General features: G+C 33.4%; 12 protein-coding genes. 10 read left to right on the top strand and 2 right to left on the bottom strand.

The window, feature by feature from the left end; all coding sequences use genetic code 11:
* Positions 1-844 precede the first annotated feature (844 nt).
* Both yiaK and CUC15_RS16430 read left to right on the top strand, forming a co-directional pair.
* Positions 845-1,852: a 3-dehydro-L-gulonate 2-dehydrogenase gene (gene yiaK / locus CUC15_RS16435; protein ID WP_205317622.1), complete on the top strand. Its 1,008-nt coding sequence runs from the start codon at positions 845-847 to the stop codon at positions 1,850-1,852.
* A 622-nt stretch (positions 1,853-2,474) separates the two neighbouring features.
* A complete protein-coding gene (locus tag CUC15_RS16430) occupies positions 2,475-3,818 on the top strand; it encodes an ABC transporter substrate-binding protein (RefSeq protein ID WP_114917701.1) in 1,344 nt (447 codons plus the stop codon).
* Positions 3,819-3,943: 125 nt separating this feature from the next.
* Here the strand turns inward: CUC15_RS16430 and CUC15_RS16425 are convergent, their stop codons facing one another.
* Positions 3,944-4,597 carry a YesL family protein gene (locus tag CUC15_RS16425; protein ID WP_114917700.1) on the bottom strand — a complete coding sequence of 218 codons (654 nt, stop codon included), beginning with the start codon at positions 4,595-4,597 and terminating at the stop codon, positions 3,944-3,946.
* 167 nt (positions 4,598-4,764) lie between these two features.
* Here CUC15_RS16425 and CUC15_RS16420 point away from each other — a divergent pair, with 167 nt between their 5' ends.
* The 6 genes from CUC15_RS16420 to CUC15_RS16395 all read left to right on the top strand — a co-directional run bounded on the left by CUC15_RS16420 (position 4,765) and on the right by CUC15_RS16395 (position 12,291).
* Positions 4,765-5,742, top strand: a complete 978-nt coding sequence (locus CUC15_RS16420) for a carbohydrate ABC transporter permease (RefSeq protein WP_114917699.1) — start codon at positions 4,765-4,767, stop codon at positions 5,740-5,742.
* Positions 5,743-5,807: 65 nt separating this feature from the next.
* On the top strand, positions 5,808-6,608 hold the full coding sequence (locus CUC15_RS16415) for a carbohydrate ABC transporter permease (RefSeq protein ID WP_114918487.1): 801 nt from the start codon (positions 5,808-5,810) through the stop codon (positions 6,606-6,608).
* Between the two features lie 33 nt (positions 6,609-6,641).
* A complete protein-coding gene (locus tag CUC15_RS16410; protein ID WP_162800342.1) occupies positions 6,642-7,973 on the top strand; it encodes an ABC transporter substrate-binding protein in 1,332 nt (443 codons plus the stop codon).
* A gap of 286 nt (positions 7,974-8,259) precedes the next feature.
* A complete protein-coding gene (locus tag CUC15_RS16405) occupies positions 8,260-10,074 on the top strand; it encodes a sensor histidine kinase (RefSeq protein WP_162800341.1) in 1,815 nt (604 codons plus the stop codon).
* Positions 10,067-11,629 (top strand): AraC family transcriptional regulator, encoded by a 1,563-nt coding sequence (locus CUC15_RS16400; RefSeq protein ID WP_114917696.1) that lies wholly within the window; start codon positions 10,067-10,069, stop codon positions 11,627-11,629. The genes CUC15_RS16405 and CUC15_RS16400 overlap by 8 nt, the downstream gene beginning before the upstream one ends.
* A 272-nt stretch (positions 11,630-11,901) precedes the next feature.
* Positions 11,902-12,291 carry a VanZ family protein gene (locus CUC15_RS16395; protein ID WP_278309181.1) on the top strand — a complete coding sequence of 130 codons (390 nt, stop codon included), beginning with the start codon at positions 11,902-11,904 and terminating at the stop codon, positions 12,289-12,291.
* 316 nt (positions 12,292-12,607) lie between these two features.
* Here the strand turns inward: CUC15_RS16395 and CUC15_RS16390 are convergent, their stop codons facing one another.
* Complete coding sequence (locus CUC15_RS16390) at positions 12,608-13,168, bottom strand: helix-turn-helix domain-containing protein (RefSeq protein ID WP_114917694.1); 561 nt, start codon at positions 13,166-13,168, stop codon at positions 12,608-12,610.
* A gap of 233 nt (positions 13,169-13,401) precedes the next feature.
* On the opposite strand from CUC15_RS16390, the gene ortA reads away from it, so the two are divergent.
* Both ortA and ortB read left to right on the top strand, forming a co-directional pair.
* Positions 13,402-13,704 carry a 2-amino-4-oxopentanoate thiolase subunit OrtA gene (gene ortA / locus CUC15_RS16385; RefSeq protein WP_114917693.1) on the top strand — a complete coding sequence of 101 codons (303 nt, stop codon included), beginning with the start codon at positions 13,402-13,404 and terminating at the stop codon, positions 13,702-13,704.
* 38 nt (positions 13,705-13,742) lie between these two features.
* Positions 13,743-15,164, top strand: coding sequence for a 2-amino-4-oxopentanoate thiolase subunit OrtB (gene ortB, locus CUC15_RS16380; RefSeq protein WP_205317621.1), 1,422 nt, complete (start codon positions 13,743-13,745; stop codon positions 15,162-15,164).
* Position 15,165: the final 1 nt, after the last annotated feature.

Below are 15,165 nucleotides of genomic sequence, written 5' to 3'. Positions count from 1 at the left end.
CTTCTACCATAGTGACATGGAGGTTGTTATAATCATCTTGGTTCTATATATTAGAAAACTGAAACGGAAGGAACCCGGTAAATAATCTATGCAGGCAGTTTGTCAATAAATTTATTATCAAAAATATTAGTTATAAAGGGATAAGAATGCATTGGGGATTACTTTCGTATGGAGGAAATTGGTTAGTAGAAAAGCGATTGATAAAATGGCTTAGTTAATGGGTTCAAATCTTTATTACGTTCTCACGAGGAATACAGAAATACAAAAGAAAGCCCTGTGGAGGAAATCTCTCCACAGGGCTTTACATCTAAACGGAATCTAATATCGAATGGTTAAAGTTACATAAGATTATCTCATTTGTCCAGGGCATTCATCTTTTCCACTAAATAGTATGAATATCTGTAAACTCCCTTTCTTCCTGAATTCGGGAAATATTTAAAAAATAATCTTGACAAGTTTATACTTGTCGACTAGTATGTAAGCGCCACCTATACAGAAAGGAGAGTATTAAGAAGAAACGTACATATTTATTTGAATCTGGTATCCATGGAGTCGGAAATTGGCGTTTATCTGCTTAGGAGAATTTCGATAAAAATGAAATCATCGGCAGTAAAGGGAGTATTACTTCAATTTAGGAAGTGAGCCCATTGTTTTAAGAACAGTTGATGGAACAAATGAATTTAGTTTCGAACCTACAGCATGTGCATCAACCGCTTTTTGAAACGGTCGTGGCTGGATTAACGGGTAATAGAGAACTGTATACAAGTACCGGGGATTCTGGCGCAAGAGCCAGCCAGGCTATGGTTGAATTTTTCAAATAAACGAACAGGGGAATGAGGGAATTATGACTTTGAGAATAAAATTTGATGACATGAAAGCTGAATTTAAAAGAGTACTAATGAAAAAGGGATTCTCTGAACATACAGCTGATGAAGCAGCAATTTCTTTCACTAGTAATAGCTGTGACGGCGTTTACTCCCACGGTGTAAATAGATTCCCTAGAGTTGTTGAATATATAGAAAAAGGTTACATAAAGCCAGATGCTGTTCCAGAGAAAATCAGTGGTTTTGGTGCATTAGAAAGATGGGATGGAAATCTAGCATTAGGAAATCTAGCCGCAAAACGCTGTATGGATCGGGCGATGGAAATAGCTTCTGAATTTGGAATAGGCTGTGTCGCTTTACAGAACACGAATCATTGGATGCGGGGCGGGGAGTATGGCTGGCAAGCAGCAGAAAAAGGATATATTGGAATCCTATGGACGAACACGCAACCTAATATGCCTGCTTGGGGTGCTAAAGATAGAAGGATTGGTAATAACCCTATTATTCTAGCATTACCTAGAGAAGATGGTCCTGTTGTTGTCGATATGGCAATGTCACAATATTCTTATGGGAAAATTGAAAGTTACCGAATGGAAGGCAAGGAGTTACCGGTACCAGGTGGATTTGATAGCGAGGGGAACCTTACTACAGAGCCAGAAAAAATAGAAGAAACATGGAGGGTATTACCTATAGGTTATTGGAAAGGATCAGGATTATCAATTGTACTTGATCTCATTGCATCCATGCTGTCAGGTGGAAACACTACGCAAGATGTTGGTAAATTAGGAGCAGATGAATATGCCTTATCACAAGTATTTATCTCCATTTCACCAGATAAATTAGGCGATATTTCCAAATTGGAGGCGAGTATTGATGAATCTATTCAATATATTAAAGAATCGGTTCCTGCAACAAGTGACGGCGAAGTGTACTATCCTGGGGAACGTACAATGAATACGAGAGTGAAGAATTTAGAGTTAGGAATACCTGTAAATGAGGGAGTATGGGAGAAAATAAAGTCAATGTAAAATAAGTGGTTTGGGACTATGAGGGCTGAGGAAATGCTACAGTATGAGTGCTTAGTCTAAAATTGGTTAAATAAAAAGACAGCGACAGAGAACTCACTCCTCTGTCGCTGTCTTAACCTTAACTAAAAAAAACCATTTTCATCACAAAATCTACGTTCCGCAGCCCGCTTTTTTGCCGCTTGTCCTAGCATTGCTTCGATAGAAACACCTTCTTGCGAGAGTTAATTACACATTATAATTTTTAATTTCATGATATCCTCTGCCTTGGTAACTCAATATTAATAGAGTTCTAGTACTTTGGGTAACAAGTATTATGGCTACTTATAAAAAATAATATGTTTTGAGTAAATTCTGGGTATCTATATTTAGAATATTGACAAAAATATATAATAATTATAATATATAGTAAATTCAATACCAATAGATTTTCAAAATTTGTTTGTAGACCCAACAATTTAATCATAATATTGAAAGCGTTTTCCTTAAGGAATTACATTTTGCTGAAATTATTGTTTCCCCAACAGGAAGATTAGCCGACCTATAGTAAAAGTCTGTGTGGGAGACAGTCTAGTTTCGGTGAATGCAATTATAAAAAAGATTTTTTAATAGAGGGGGATAATTAATGGGTAAAAAATGGTATCTTTGTTGGATTGGTTTGTTGGTATTCGTACTATTCTTAGCAGGGTGTGGCAATGATGAAGATGCTTCGGGGAAAGGAAAAGATGATTCAGGAAATGAAGATGGCGTTACTATAAAGTTTCATACATGGATTAATGATGATGCTGGAAAATGGGATAAAGTAGTTGCTGCATTTGAAGAAGAACATCCTGAGATAAATGTTGAGGTTGAGCCTTTAGTTGAAAATATGTCGAATGAAGAATATCTTCAAAAATTAGATTTGCTTGCCTCTTCGGGTGAGGAGTTAGACGTGATGATGTTTTCGGATGTAACAGATCTTTCTAAGAGAGCTGATGCAGGTTTAGTCGCACCTATTGATTCATTGATAGAAGAAGAAAAACTTAATATAGAAGAAGAGTATAGTAATAGTAGTTATCCTAAAATTGATGATTCATATTATGGACTTCCAGGGAAGATGGTTACGATGCTAGTTTTATTAAATAAAGACCATTTGGATGAAGCGGGATTGCCAGTACCAACGGATTGGACTTGGGAGGATTACAAAGAATATGCAGAAAAATTAACTAAAACGGAAGGAAATACAAAAAGGTATGGTTCATACTTCCATACTTGGCCAGACGTATATTTTATTTTAAAATTGCTGGGCAAACAAGAAAACTCAAGTATTGTTAATAGTGACGGTACTTCTAATATGGAAGATCCAATGTTAGAGGAAACGCTGAAGCTGCGCTATGATATGGAACAAGTTGATAAGTCATCTGTCCCATTATCAGAAACACTTTCACAGAAACTCGATTATAGACAACAGTTTTTCTCCGAATCTGCCAGCATGATTCCATCGGGAAGTTGGATGGTCAGTGAATGGGGAGCATTTACACCTGATTTCACAATGGCATGGGCTCCATGGCCAAAGAATAATGAAGAGGGTCCTTCTTACACAGAAATTGGAGGAGATATTTTTAGTATTGCTAATAACTCCGAACATAAGGAAGAGGCATATACATTTATTAGATGGATGACAACGGAAGGGATGATATTACAAGAGACTTGGATCCCTACATGGAACAACTCCGACTTAAATGAAGTATTGGACAACATTATTGCGACTACAACAAACCCTGAAGCAGTGGATAAAGAATCACTAATTTATACCTTAGAAAATTCAGTGCCAGGAATACGATCATATCCTTTTTCCTATCTAACAGAGGCTTATAATGAATTTAACACGGAAGCAGAACTTTATTTACTTGGTGATCAAGACTTGGAAACAACCATATCAAATGCAAAGGAAAAAGTTCAAGCAGTAATTGATGAGAATCAAAAATAATAATAATAAAAGAGCAAATTACTTCTTCAAAAAGTAATTTGCTTTTTTTAACTGTTAAGCAATTTAGCTCAAGCCAAAATGCTAAGTCGTCTGCGATTATCCACTGCATATAGCCACTATAGAGCTTATTCTTTTGAATGATTTAATTCGACTTCTCCAAAATCCATTTTCTTAAGTTCTATTTTACTAAATGAATTGCTAGCAGCTGAAGTAATTAAGTAAGCCAATATACTTCCGCTGAAAAATAGTAGAATAGCAGGAAAGAACATAGTAATAACAGCAATGACAATTACACTTGATATGATTGCAAATGTTGCCAGTGGATTCGCAATCATAATTAAAAAGGCATTTTTAAAAATATGAAAGATCTTTAAATCATAATGTGCATAAATCGGAAAAACATACAAAATACACATACAAAAAATAAAAATTAAAATAATCAATGGGTAGTAAAATAATTGCAAAATTGAATTGCTAGTTTCTTGAATAAAATACAAATCAAAATAAAAAATGACTGCAACGGTTACAAGTAAGAAGCCCATTTGATTACTTTTTATAAACTCTTGCTTGTAAGTCTTCCAAAATGTTTTAAAGATAGGAAGCTCCTCTTGTCTTCTTAATTTACTAATTACTGAGAACATGGAAATTGTGGCTGGGAAAAAGCCAAAAATAACCAATCCCAAGATAGAAAATAAAATCCATAAAATATTTATTAGAGCTAATTTCAAAATCCAATTTGATACTTTATAAGAAAATTGAGTATATCTATCAGAATTCATAAATTTCCACTCCTTAGATGTATTTGTATTTTAATATTAACCATAACTAATATTAATACTCAATCATTTTTCACCGGAAGTAAAAATATTCTCAATATAGTAAAAATACTTAATTGTAATCGATTGTTTTTAAAGATACAATGTGTGAAAGAAAAGGGGTGAATAACATGAAAGAGGCAAAAGAAATAAGAGAATTCGACACAGAATTGAAAGCGTTGCCAATTAGTTCTAATGCAAAGCAGCAAGGAAGAAATAGAAAACCGATATTCAAAGGATGGAAAGATACGATTGTCGGCTATATTTTTATTTCACCTATGTTTATTGGAACATCGATTTTAGTAATCTTTCCAATCCTAGCAACTATATTCTTAAGTTTTACAGATTGGAATTTTATCACTGGAGTTGGTGGATTTAATTTTATTGGTTTAGAAAACTTTAAAACGTTATTAGGCGATGACATCTTTATCAAATCGCTCATACACAATTTTATTTTGCTTCTAGTAGTCCCGATTGGGTTATTAATTTCTTTAACTCTTGCAGTTATTATTAATAACCATGTTTACTTTAAAGATGTCTTCAAGGTAGTTTATTTTATGCCTTATATTTCAAGTGTTGTTGCGGTTGCAATTGTATTCCAAGTACTTTTCCATCCAACGATGGGGCCAATTAACCAATTACTACTATCACTTGGAGTAGAGAATCCTCCAGGGTGGATTGCGGATACCAATTTTGCACTTATCTCCGTAATGGTCATATTAATTTGGATGAATATTGGTTTTCAATTAATTATTTATTTAGCAGGACTTCAAAATATACCGAAAGAACTTTATGAAGCGGCAGAAATGGACGGGGCCTCAGCCTGGTATAAGTTCAGAAAAATTACTGTACCACTTGTTTCTCCAACAACTTTCTTACTATTAGTTACAGGGTTTATCAGTACGTTTAAAGTATTCGATTTAATTGTTGTCTTGACCAATGGTGGTCCAGCAAATTCAACATCGGTTCCAGTTTTCTATTTGTATCAACAAGCGTTTATTGAATTAAAGACAGGTTACTCATCAGCTATTGCATTAATACTTCTAGTATTAGTACTTCTCATCACGTTCTTGCAGTGGCTTGGGCAGAAAAAATGGGTTAACTATTAACATACGGAAAGGAGGGGAAACAATTGGAAAAGGTGTTAAGAAAGATAGACATACGGAAATTAATCATGACGATTATCATGACTGTTGGTGGGATAGTATTCTTGTTACCTTTCATTTGGATGGTCTCTGCCTCATTTAAGCTAGAAGAGGATGTACTTACTTTTCCAATTCAATGGATTCCACAAACATGGAATGCAATAGAAAATTATTCCCAGGTGTGGTTTGGAGATAAATCCTTTCTATTATATTACTGGAATACTATTAAAATCTCAGTTCTTACAACATTAACTTCTGTTGCCGTTTCAAGTCTCGCCGCATATGCATTTGCAAAAATAAAGTTTAAGGGTAGAGACATCGTATTTTTAATCGTTCTTGCGACATATATGATTCCACCACAATCATTATTAGTGCCACAGTTCTTAATGTATACTTGGGCAGATTTATTCGATTCACATCTTGGTTTAATCCTGTTAAATAGTTTTAGTGTATTTGGAACCTTTATGCTGCGACAATTTTTCCTGGGAATTAATGATGAAATCATAGAATCTGCAAAAATAGACGGAGCAGGACACTTTCGAACATTTTTCCATATTGCATTGCCATTAGTAAGTCCAGCGATTGCAACCTATGCAATATTACGTTTCATCTGGACATGGAATGATTATCAGTATCCATTAATCTTCATAAGATCCGAGGAATTATATACGTTGCAGCTAGGAATTGCACAATTTGCTGATGCACATGGATCCATTTATTCATTAATGATGGCAGCTGCTGTTTCGGCAATTATACCGCTTTTAATCGTATTTATTATCGGGCAAAAGCAGGTTATTGAAGGAATTCAATTAGGTGGAGTGAAAGGGTAATATAAAATAATGAACATAAGTGGAGGGTTACAGATGAAGAAAAGATGGTATAGTTTAGGCCTTAGTTTATTGGTATTCGTAATCATCTTGGCAGGCTGTGGTAACAATGAAGAGGCTTCTGGTTCAGAGAATGGTAGTTCAGAAGATAAAGTGACGATTAAATTCCACACATGGATAAATAATGAGGTTGGAAAATGGGATGAGGTTGTTGCTGCGTTTGAAGAGGAACATCCTGACATAAATGTTGAAGTCGAACCACTCGTAGAAAACATGTCTCATCCAGATTACCTTCAGAAGTTAGACTTGTTAGCTTCATCTGGTGAACAGTTAGATGTTTTTATGTTTGCAAATAGCTCAGAATACGTGAAAAGAATTGAGCCTGGTTTAGTAGCGCCACTTGATGAGTTTATTGAAGAGGAAGGACTAAATGTAGAAGAAGAATATAACTACAGCTATCCTAAAGTAGATGAATCATATTATGGTTTGCCTGCGAAATCAAGCATTCGTCTAGTAATGCTGAACAAGGATCATTTGGATGAAGCAGGGTTACCAGTACCAAAAGAATGGACTTGGGATGAATATGAAGAATACGCGAAGAAATTAACAAAAGGAGAGGGTACTGATAAGCAATATGGTTCCTACTTCTATACATGGCCAGACACGTTTCTTATCCTAAAATTATTAAGTAAAGCTGATAGTTCTAGTATGATTAATAATGATGGTTCTTCTAATATGGATGACCCACTGTTAGAAGCGTCTCTTAAATTACGCTATGATATGGAGCAAGTTGATAAAACTTCGGTGCCATTAGCAAATACGCTTTCTCAAAAACTTGATTACAGGCAACAGTTCTTTACTCAATCGGTAAGTATGGTTCCGATCGGTAGTTATATGCTTACAGAGTGGGGAGAATTTACACCTGACTTTACAATGGCATGGGCACCTTGGCCAACTAACAGCGAAAACGATCCTTCATACACTCAAATCGGTGGGGATATTATGAGTATAGCAAACAACTCTAAACATAAAGAGGAGGCCTATACTTTTATAAGATGGATGACTACAAAGGGTATTGAACAACAGGGTGTCTGGACTCCTTCATGGAATAATGCAGATTTAGAAGGAGTAGTAGATAATTTAATTTCTACAACATCTAATCCAGAAGCGATTGACAGAGAGTCGTTTTTATACACAATAGAGAATTCAGTTCCATCAGAAATTTTACTCCCTCAACCGTATGCAACAGAAGCTTATAATGAATTGAATGCACAAGCAGAACTATATCTGCTTGGGGAACAAGACTTAGAAACTACACTATCAAATGCAAAGGAAAAAGTGGAAGCAATCATTGATGCAAATCAATAGATTCTCTTAAATAGAGGGTGTCCCAAAAGTCTAGCTTTTGGTGACACCCTCTATTTTTTAGTAGTTAAGAAAGTAAAAATATTTCTTACTAGATAAGTGCAACTAAGGCTGTCACCGAAAGGCTTGGTTAAACCTTAGTTTTCTAATATCAGATGCGAACTATTTCAAAATAAAAACCGACAAGTTTATTCAGTTTTTTTAGTAAACCTGTCTTAATTTTAAAATATTTAGAATTTAATAGAGGAATATGATAAAATTGTATCGAGGAAGTTTAAGGGGGCAAGTAATGAAAGCCAATACATGGAGGCATACTCTAACTTTAAGACAGCGTTTAATTATATCTGCAATTCTATGTGTTTTCTTACCCTCACTTATTACATTGGTAGTCTCTAATTATATTACAAAAGATGAATTAGAAAAAAGGGCTGTAACTAATATCGAGGAAACATTAAGATATGTGGAACTGAATGTTACGAGTTATTTAGAGGATTTAATATATGTCTCTAATTATTTACAATTTGACAATAAAATAAATACTTTATTGAAAGAAAATGAGCATCAAATTTATGATAATTCTAAAGATAATTTAAATGCAATAAAAAATATAAAGATTACTAATGATCTAAGGAATATTATCAATATATTGAGCCCTTTTTATTTAACAATTCTTTTAGAAGATGGTTTTTCTTATACAAATTATTCTAAAACGGAATATAACCCTAATAATTTTTTAACCCTTGATTGGTTTAAAGATATAAGTGATTCCAGCTACAATAGCATTAACTGGATAGGTGTTCATCCAACCTATATTAAGTCTGACCAAGCGAAGGAACCTAATCTAATTACTATTACAAGAACACTAAAGCTTTCTCAAACTAAAAATGCATACACAATTATTAGTATAAATGAAAGCGATATCAGTGATATTTTAGAAGAAGCTAATTTTAATAATCAACAAGAATTTATGTTAATAGATGCAGACGGTGTCATTCTATCTAGTGATAATAAAAAAGAAATACAAAAACAATTTAATTATAATTATCAAATAGAAAATGAACAATCGAACTATTCTATCGTAACTTATAAAGGGATGGATTATTTTCTAGTCAGTTATCCATTGACTTATAATAACTGGAATTTGGTAAGTTTAGTACCGTACAAAGAAATGGTTGGAAATGTCAATACGATAACGCGTAATACGTTAATATTGCAATATCTATTTTTTGCTGCTTTTTTAATTCTCCTTATATACCTTGTTACTAGATTAACTAGACCAATAAATAAACTAAGTTTAATTACAAAAGAGGTTGAAAAAGGAAATCTGCAAGTGCGGTCTAAATTCCAAGGAGCAGGAGATATCGAAACATTGGGATATTCCTTTGATAAAATGCTGGATCAAATAGAAGAAATGATAAATCAGATAAAGAAAGAGGAAAAGGGTAAACGTAAAGCAGAACTAGAGATGCTTCAGGCTCAAATTAATCCGCACTTTTTATTTAATATATTGAATTCCATTCGCTTAAAAATAACATTGAACGGTGATAAACATAGTGGCCAATTAATTCAGTCATTATCATCTTTATTACGTATGACGATAAATCGCAACAATGAATTTATTACATTACAAGAAGAAATTGAAACGGTTCATCACTATGTTAAATTAATGAATTTTAGGCATAATGGTCATGTTGAAATTATTAATGAGTTATCCTCCGAGACATTAATGGTAGAAGTACCAAGATTCTTTCTTCAACCTATAATTGAAAACGCAATCATTCATGGCTTCAACCAAAAGGGAGGAAATATAATAATTTCTGCAGCTATAAAGAACAATCTACTATTCATTGGAATAAAAGATAATGGAAAAGGCATGAGTGAAGGGGTATTATGTGAACTGCAAAATAATATGCTGCATGTAAATTTGACTAATCAAAAAGTAAATAGATCATCTTTTACTGGAATAGGATTGAAAAATGTTTATCAAAGGCTTTTGCTCATTTATGGGAATGAGTTCCATATGGAAATTAATAGTCAAATAGAAAAAGGAACAGAGATTGAGATTTACATACCAATGGAAGAGGGAGTGTTAAGTAATGTATAAGGTTGTCCTTGTAGATGATGATTATATCGTATTAGAGTATTTAACAAAAATGATCCCTTGGGAAGCGTTAGGCTTTTCTATAATTGGTAGTTTCCAGGACGGTAAAAAGGCATTAGACCAACTTGAGTTGGAAATGGCGGATTTAGTAATTACAGATATTGGAATGCCTGTGATGGACGGGATAAGTTTACTTCGATATTCTAAAGAATTAAATCCTAATTTGTTCTCTATCATATTATCCTGTCATGATGATTTTCAGTATGCGCAGCAAGCGATAAAATTGGATACCTTTGAATATATCTTGAAGGAATCTATGGATGCAAATAATATAACGAAACTATTAGCCGAATTAAAAGTAAAAATGGATATAGAGAAAAGTAAAAGATACCAAATGGATAAGCTAGAAGAAGAAAAACATAAATATTTTAAACGAAATTTAATAAATTCCTTAATCGAAGGAGAAATCATAGACCAAGAATTAAGTGAGTTAGGAATAAATATTACTACATGTATACCGGTCTTTTGTTTCATTGATCAGTTTCAAAAGGTCGACCACCATTCTAATGAAATATTGAAACGCAAGATAGAACAAATTTTAAGCAAAGCAGATATTTCACTTCATCTTTTTTATAAGGAATCCATGTTTATTATGTTTTATCATTCTGCTTCGTCACTGAACCAGAATTTAACGAAGACGATAAAGGAAATTCAATATACTATTAAAAAGGATATGAATCTAAGTATTACATGTATTATTGGTGACAAGTATGGCTCCTCTAATGGTATATTAGATCAACTGGATGCTATTAATAATCAAAGATTTTACTTGAAGTATGGCTCGATAACTGAGCTAACAGAGCTAGCTTTTTCAACTGATAATTTATACTCCTATTTTATTGATACTTTAGAAGAACTAAGGATAAAGATAATTGAGGCAGATGATCAGGGGATAAGTAACGTAATACGAGAGTGGACATCTATTATTATTCAACATAATTATCAGCCGCATATTGTAAAAGAGTGGACAACCAAATTACTATTGGACATAAAAATAAAGCTTAATTCCATATTGAACTTTGAACCTGGGTTTTATTTACACAATTCGGATAACAAAATTACAAATGCACAGACTATTTTTCAGATTGAAGAGATACTAAATGATACATTAGCTGAAGTAATCGAAAAAATAAAAGAAACAAAGGAGCTTCCAAAGCGAAATGAGGTCATAGAAGCGCAGAAGTATGTACTATCAAATCTGGATAGAAAGATTACTTTAAAGAATGTAGCTGAATTTCTACATTTAAACTCAAGTTATTTCAGCAGGCTATATAAGCAAGAAACCAATGAAAATTTCATTGATTTCGTTAATAAATCAAAGATGGAAAAAGCGAAAGAATTAATAGATAGTTCAAACGTAACAATTGAGAATATATCCGAAATGCTGGGATTTGATTCTAAGAGTTACTTTATTAGAACGTTTAAAAAGTATTTAGGGATGTCACCGACAGAATATAAATATTATTTAACATCATTTAAAGATGAAAAGCATGGGTAATATGCGGATAAAAAACTTATAAAGCAATTTATACAATAGGCTTATGTGTTTCAAACAATATGACCATTGGAAAATTGACATGATATAAATGCGAGCTTGATGCAGGAATATGTACAGAAATTTGAGCAGAATTCACGAACCTAAAAATCAGACTGAGTTAATCTAAATCGAATGAACAGATGAAATAAACTTCCTTACTGTAATAAGCTCTCACTTTATTTCTACGACATATTTCGTTAATATTTGTAATAAAACTTAAGCGGTGTGATGTTTTGACCTTTTTACTAATTTTATGGATAATCATTATGCTAATTGGATTGTGCACAGAAGATGTCTATGCGTTGTTTGCTAATGGCGAGATTAGTTTTTCATTTACATGGACTCCTAATTGGGAACATTTTTTACAGCTATATCCAATAGATACTGTCAGTAGTTTTGAACTTTTTGGGCATTTTATCATATTTTTCATTTTAACTTGTTTAATAATTGAAGTTGTTTCGAACTATGCTCATATTTTAGTTGCTGCCTTTACTTTCGCAATCTTTACCGAGATCATACAGGTTTTCTTTGGGCGAGGTGCAGACTTGTATGATATTCTGATGGATCTATTAGGAATAGTCGTTGCAATTGGGGATTACTATCGTTTGGAGGAAAGTAGTTAGGAGAAAAGCTAGTAATATGGTTTAGGTATATAAATAAATACAAATGAAAGCTCTGTGGATATTTCTCTCCTCAGAGCTTTTCATTTAAACTGTATAGGCTAATATTGAATGGTTGCAAGCTTTTAACAGTGCCCGAACACTAGTTTACAAGGTATTTTTTATTAGAAAAACGAGTACAAAGAAAATCTTTGAAGATACCACAGGTAGGTGATCAAATCAAACAAATCAGCTGTCCATTATCCAACTATTGATACTAATCGTTTAATATATCAAATGATTAATTAGTTTTCCAGTAGGTAAATGGTACAAACTAGCTTTATCGATTCGGGTTAAAAATTAAATTAAACACAGATACTGTTTCCTTGCCTATATTTTTATACGTATGATGCACATCTCCAGAGAAAACAATGGCTTCTCCGCTTGAGGCTTTGTAGACTTTGTCTTCTATTTCAATTTCTATAGTTCCAGTGTAAACGAAAACATACTCTTTAACATCCTTAAAATGCGGATCGGATATATGTATGCAGCCAGGCTCTAATTCCATTTTATAAACCTCAAATTTGGTTTCGTTATCGAAAGGTAGAAATGGAGAAATAATATATTTCCCATCATCTTCAATCAATCGGGTTAAGTTGTCTGTTTTTACAATTTGTACAGTTGCTTGCTGAGTTTTTACCATTAGTAAAGAAGGGGTTACATTAAGGCCACTAGCAATTTTCCAAAGAGTAGTCACTGTAGGGGTTTTTTGTCCCTTTTCAATTTGAGCAAGCATGCTCTTACTTACACCTGTGAGTTGAGCTAATTGATCAAAAGAATATCCATTTTCCTTACGTATTTTTCCTATATTATTTCCAATGATATTAATTATATTTTCCATAAATTCCTCCAAAACTATTGTTCATTATAGTGAGTTGTTGTATACTAAAGAAAATTCAGTATTTTATGAATGGTCTATATTATTATAATTTTATCATAAAGATACGTCAAGCAACAAAAAAAGAGGGTTAGGGGGGGAATTCCTAAATATTAAGAAATATAACAAGGTCCATTAGTTGAAAAAATTCAAAGTCGGAATAGATATTGATAATAATTTTAGGAAGGTGTATATGAATGAATATAGTAAAAAAAGGTACTTGGGTTGAAGTGAAAAACATAATATTGAATCCCGAAGATAGATTAAGTCAACTACCTAAGGACACAAAAGAAGTCCCATATGAGATGAAGGTAAAAGGGTTTCTTGCTAATGATGCTAACATAAATGAAAACGCTACCATTAGGACTTTAAGTGGACGACTGATAAAAGGAGAATTAACTCAATTACAACCAGAATATAATCATAGTTTTGGACCACCTGTTATAGAATTACTTCATATTGGAGAAGAGGAAATAAACATACTAAATAACCGTCAGTAAAATTTAATAATAATAAAGAGAAAAGCGAGGTATGTCAAATGATGTTTGGCCAAACGTATCAACAAACAATGCAACGCAGAAACGAAATTATCTCAAATTCACTAAAAGTTAATTATGAACAATTTCAGACAAGTCCGATTGCCTTTGATTATGAAAAAATGATGACGGTATTAGGATATAACATTAAAGAGGTAATGAAAATTCAAAAAGAAGCTCAAGTCGGAAATACACCTTTATGGGAATTAAAACAGTTAACAAAATTAATCCGAAATATTTCTCCTAAGGGTAAAGGTGCAAGAATTTTAATGAAAGATGAGGCAGCTAATCCTTCTGGCAGCTTTAAAGATCGACGTGCTTCACTTGCGGTTTATGAAGCTAAGAAAAGAGGGTTTACAGGTGTAGTTGCTGCGACGAGTGGTAATTATGGTGCTGCTGTTGCAAGTCAGGCAGCAAAACAAGGATTAAAATGTATTGTTTTACAAGAAGCTTCCGACAGTGATGGGATAGGGCAGCCGGAAATAATTGAGAAGGCAAGAAAATGCGAAAGCCTTGGAGCAGAAGTAGTACAGTTGTCTGTTGGTCCTGAACTTTTCTATACAGCTTTAGCTACCTTAGATGAAACTAAATATTTTAATGCCTCACTGTATTCTCCGTATGCGATTGCTGGTGTGGAAACACTAGGATATGAAATCGCCTCAGAGGTACAGCAACAATTTGGTAAAGAACCTGCAGCCGTCTGTATCACTCATGCTGGTGGAGGAAACGTTACAGGTACGGCTAGGGGGCTAAGGAAATATGGAAATATACAGACTAAAATAATCGGTGTTTCCGTGGATTTAAAAGGGCTGCATATGGCCTCGGATCAAGATTTTAACCGTAAGTCATTTACAACGGGACATACTGGATTTAGCATTCCTTTTACTACAAATCCCGATCGTTCAGATGTTCCCTACAATGCGGCTCGACCATTACGGTATCTTGATCAATTTATAACAGTTACCCAGGGTGAAGTATTTTATACAACAGAATTATTAGCGAAATTAGAAGGATTGGAAAGAGGACCCGCGGGAAATACATCTTTAGCTGCTGCATTAGTTTTGGCACAACAATTGGATGAAGATGAAATTATAGTAGTTCAAGAGACTGAATATACTGGGGCTGGTAAGCATCCAGTTGCACAACTTAATTTTGCAAAAAAGCAAGGAATAAATGTTTATAAGGGAAATCCTGAAGAAAACAAACCGGGGTCAACAATTGTAATTCCAGAACATATCCAACAATTGAGAGTAGAAGAGATAGATTTAGAACGAATCAGAGAATCATACTTACGGAATAAACTCAAAAATCAAAATATCAATAAACTCAACACAGAAGATAAGAACTTTTTAGCGAAGGAAATAAACAGGGATTTGAATTATATAGAGTCTTACATCAATAGAAACTCGTCTGTGTTATCTTAAA

It is taken from the genome of Oceanobacillus zhaokaii (assembly GCF_003352005.1).
Lineage (GTDB): Bacteria > Bacillota > Bacilli > Bacillales > Amphibacillaceae > Oceanobacillus > Oceanobacillus zhaokaii.
The sequence above is the reverse complement of the archived record's forward strand: the minus strand, read 5'-3'. Positions and strand labels throughout refer to the sequence as shown.

What these genes read in the sequence shown, in the direction of transcription:
- CUC15_RS16390 (WP_114917694.1), bottom strand. Translation starts at nt 13,168, where the DNA reads ATGGAAAATATAATTAATATCATTGGAAATAATATAGGAAAAATACGT.
- CUC15_RS16405 (WP_162800341.1), top strand. Translation starts at nt 8,260, where the DNA reads ATGAAAGCCAATACATGGAGGCATACTCTAACTTTAAGACAGCGTTTA.
- CUC15_RS16400 (WP_114917696.1), top strand. Translation starts at nt 10,067, where the DNA reads ATGTATAAGGTTGTCCTTGTAGATGATGATTATATCGTATTAGAGTAT.
- CUC15_RS16425 (WP_114917700.1), bottom strand. Translation starts at nt 4,597, where the DNA reads ATGAATTCTGATAGATATACTCAATTTTCTTATAAAGTATCAAATTGG.
- CUC15_RS16410 (WP_162800342.1), top strand. Translation starts at nt 6,642, where the DNA reads ATGAAGAAAAGATGGTATAGTTTAGGCCTTAGTTTATTGGTATTCGTA.
- CUC15_RS16430 (WP_114917701.1), top strand. Translation starts at nt 2,475, where the DNA reads ATGGGTAAAAAATGGTATCTTTGTTGGATTGGTTTGTTGGTATTCGTA.
- ortB (WP_205317621.1), top strand. Translation starts at nt 13,743, where the DNA reads ATGATGTTTGGCCAAACGTATCAACAAACAATGCAACGCAGAAACGAA.
- yiaK (WP_205317622.1), top strand. Translation starts at nt 845, where the DNA reads ATGACTTTGAGAATAAAATTTGATGACATGAAAGCTGAATTTAAAAGA.
- CUC15_RS16420 (WP_114917699.1), top strand. Translation starts at nt 4,765, where the DNA reads ATGAAAGAGGCAAAAGAAATAAGAGAATTCGACACAGAATTGAAAGCG.
- ortA (WP_114917693.1), top strand. Translation starts at nt 13,402, where the DNA reads ATGAATATAGTAAAAAAAGGTACTTGGGTTGAAGTGAAAAACATAATA.
- CUC15_RS16415 (WP_114918487.1), top strand. Translation starts at nt 5,808, where the DNA reads ATGACGATTATCATGACTGTTGGTGGGATAGTATTCTTGTTACCTTTC.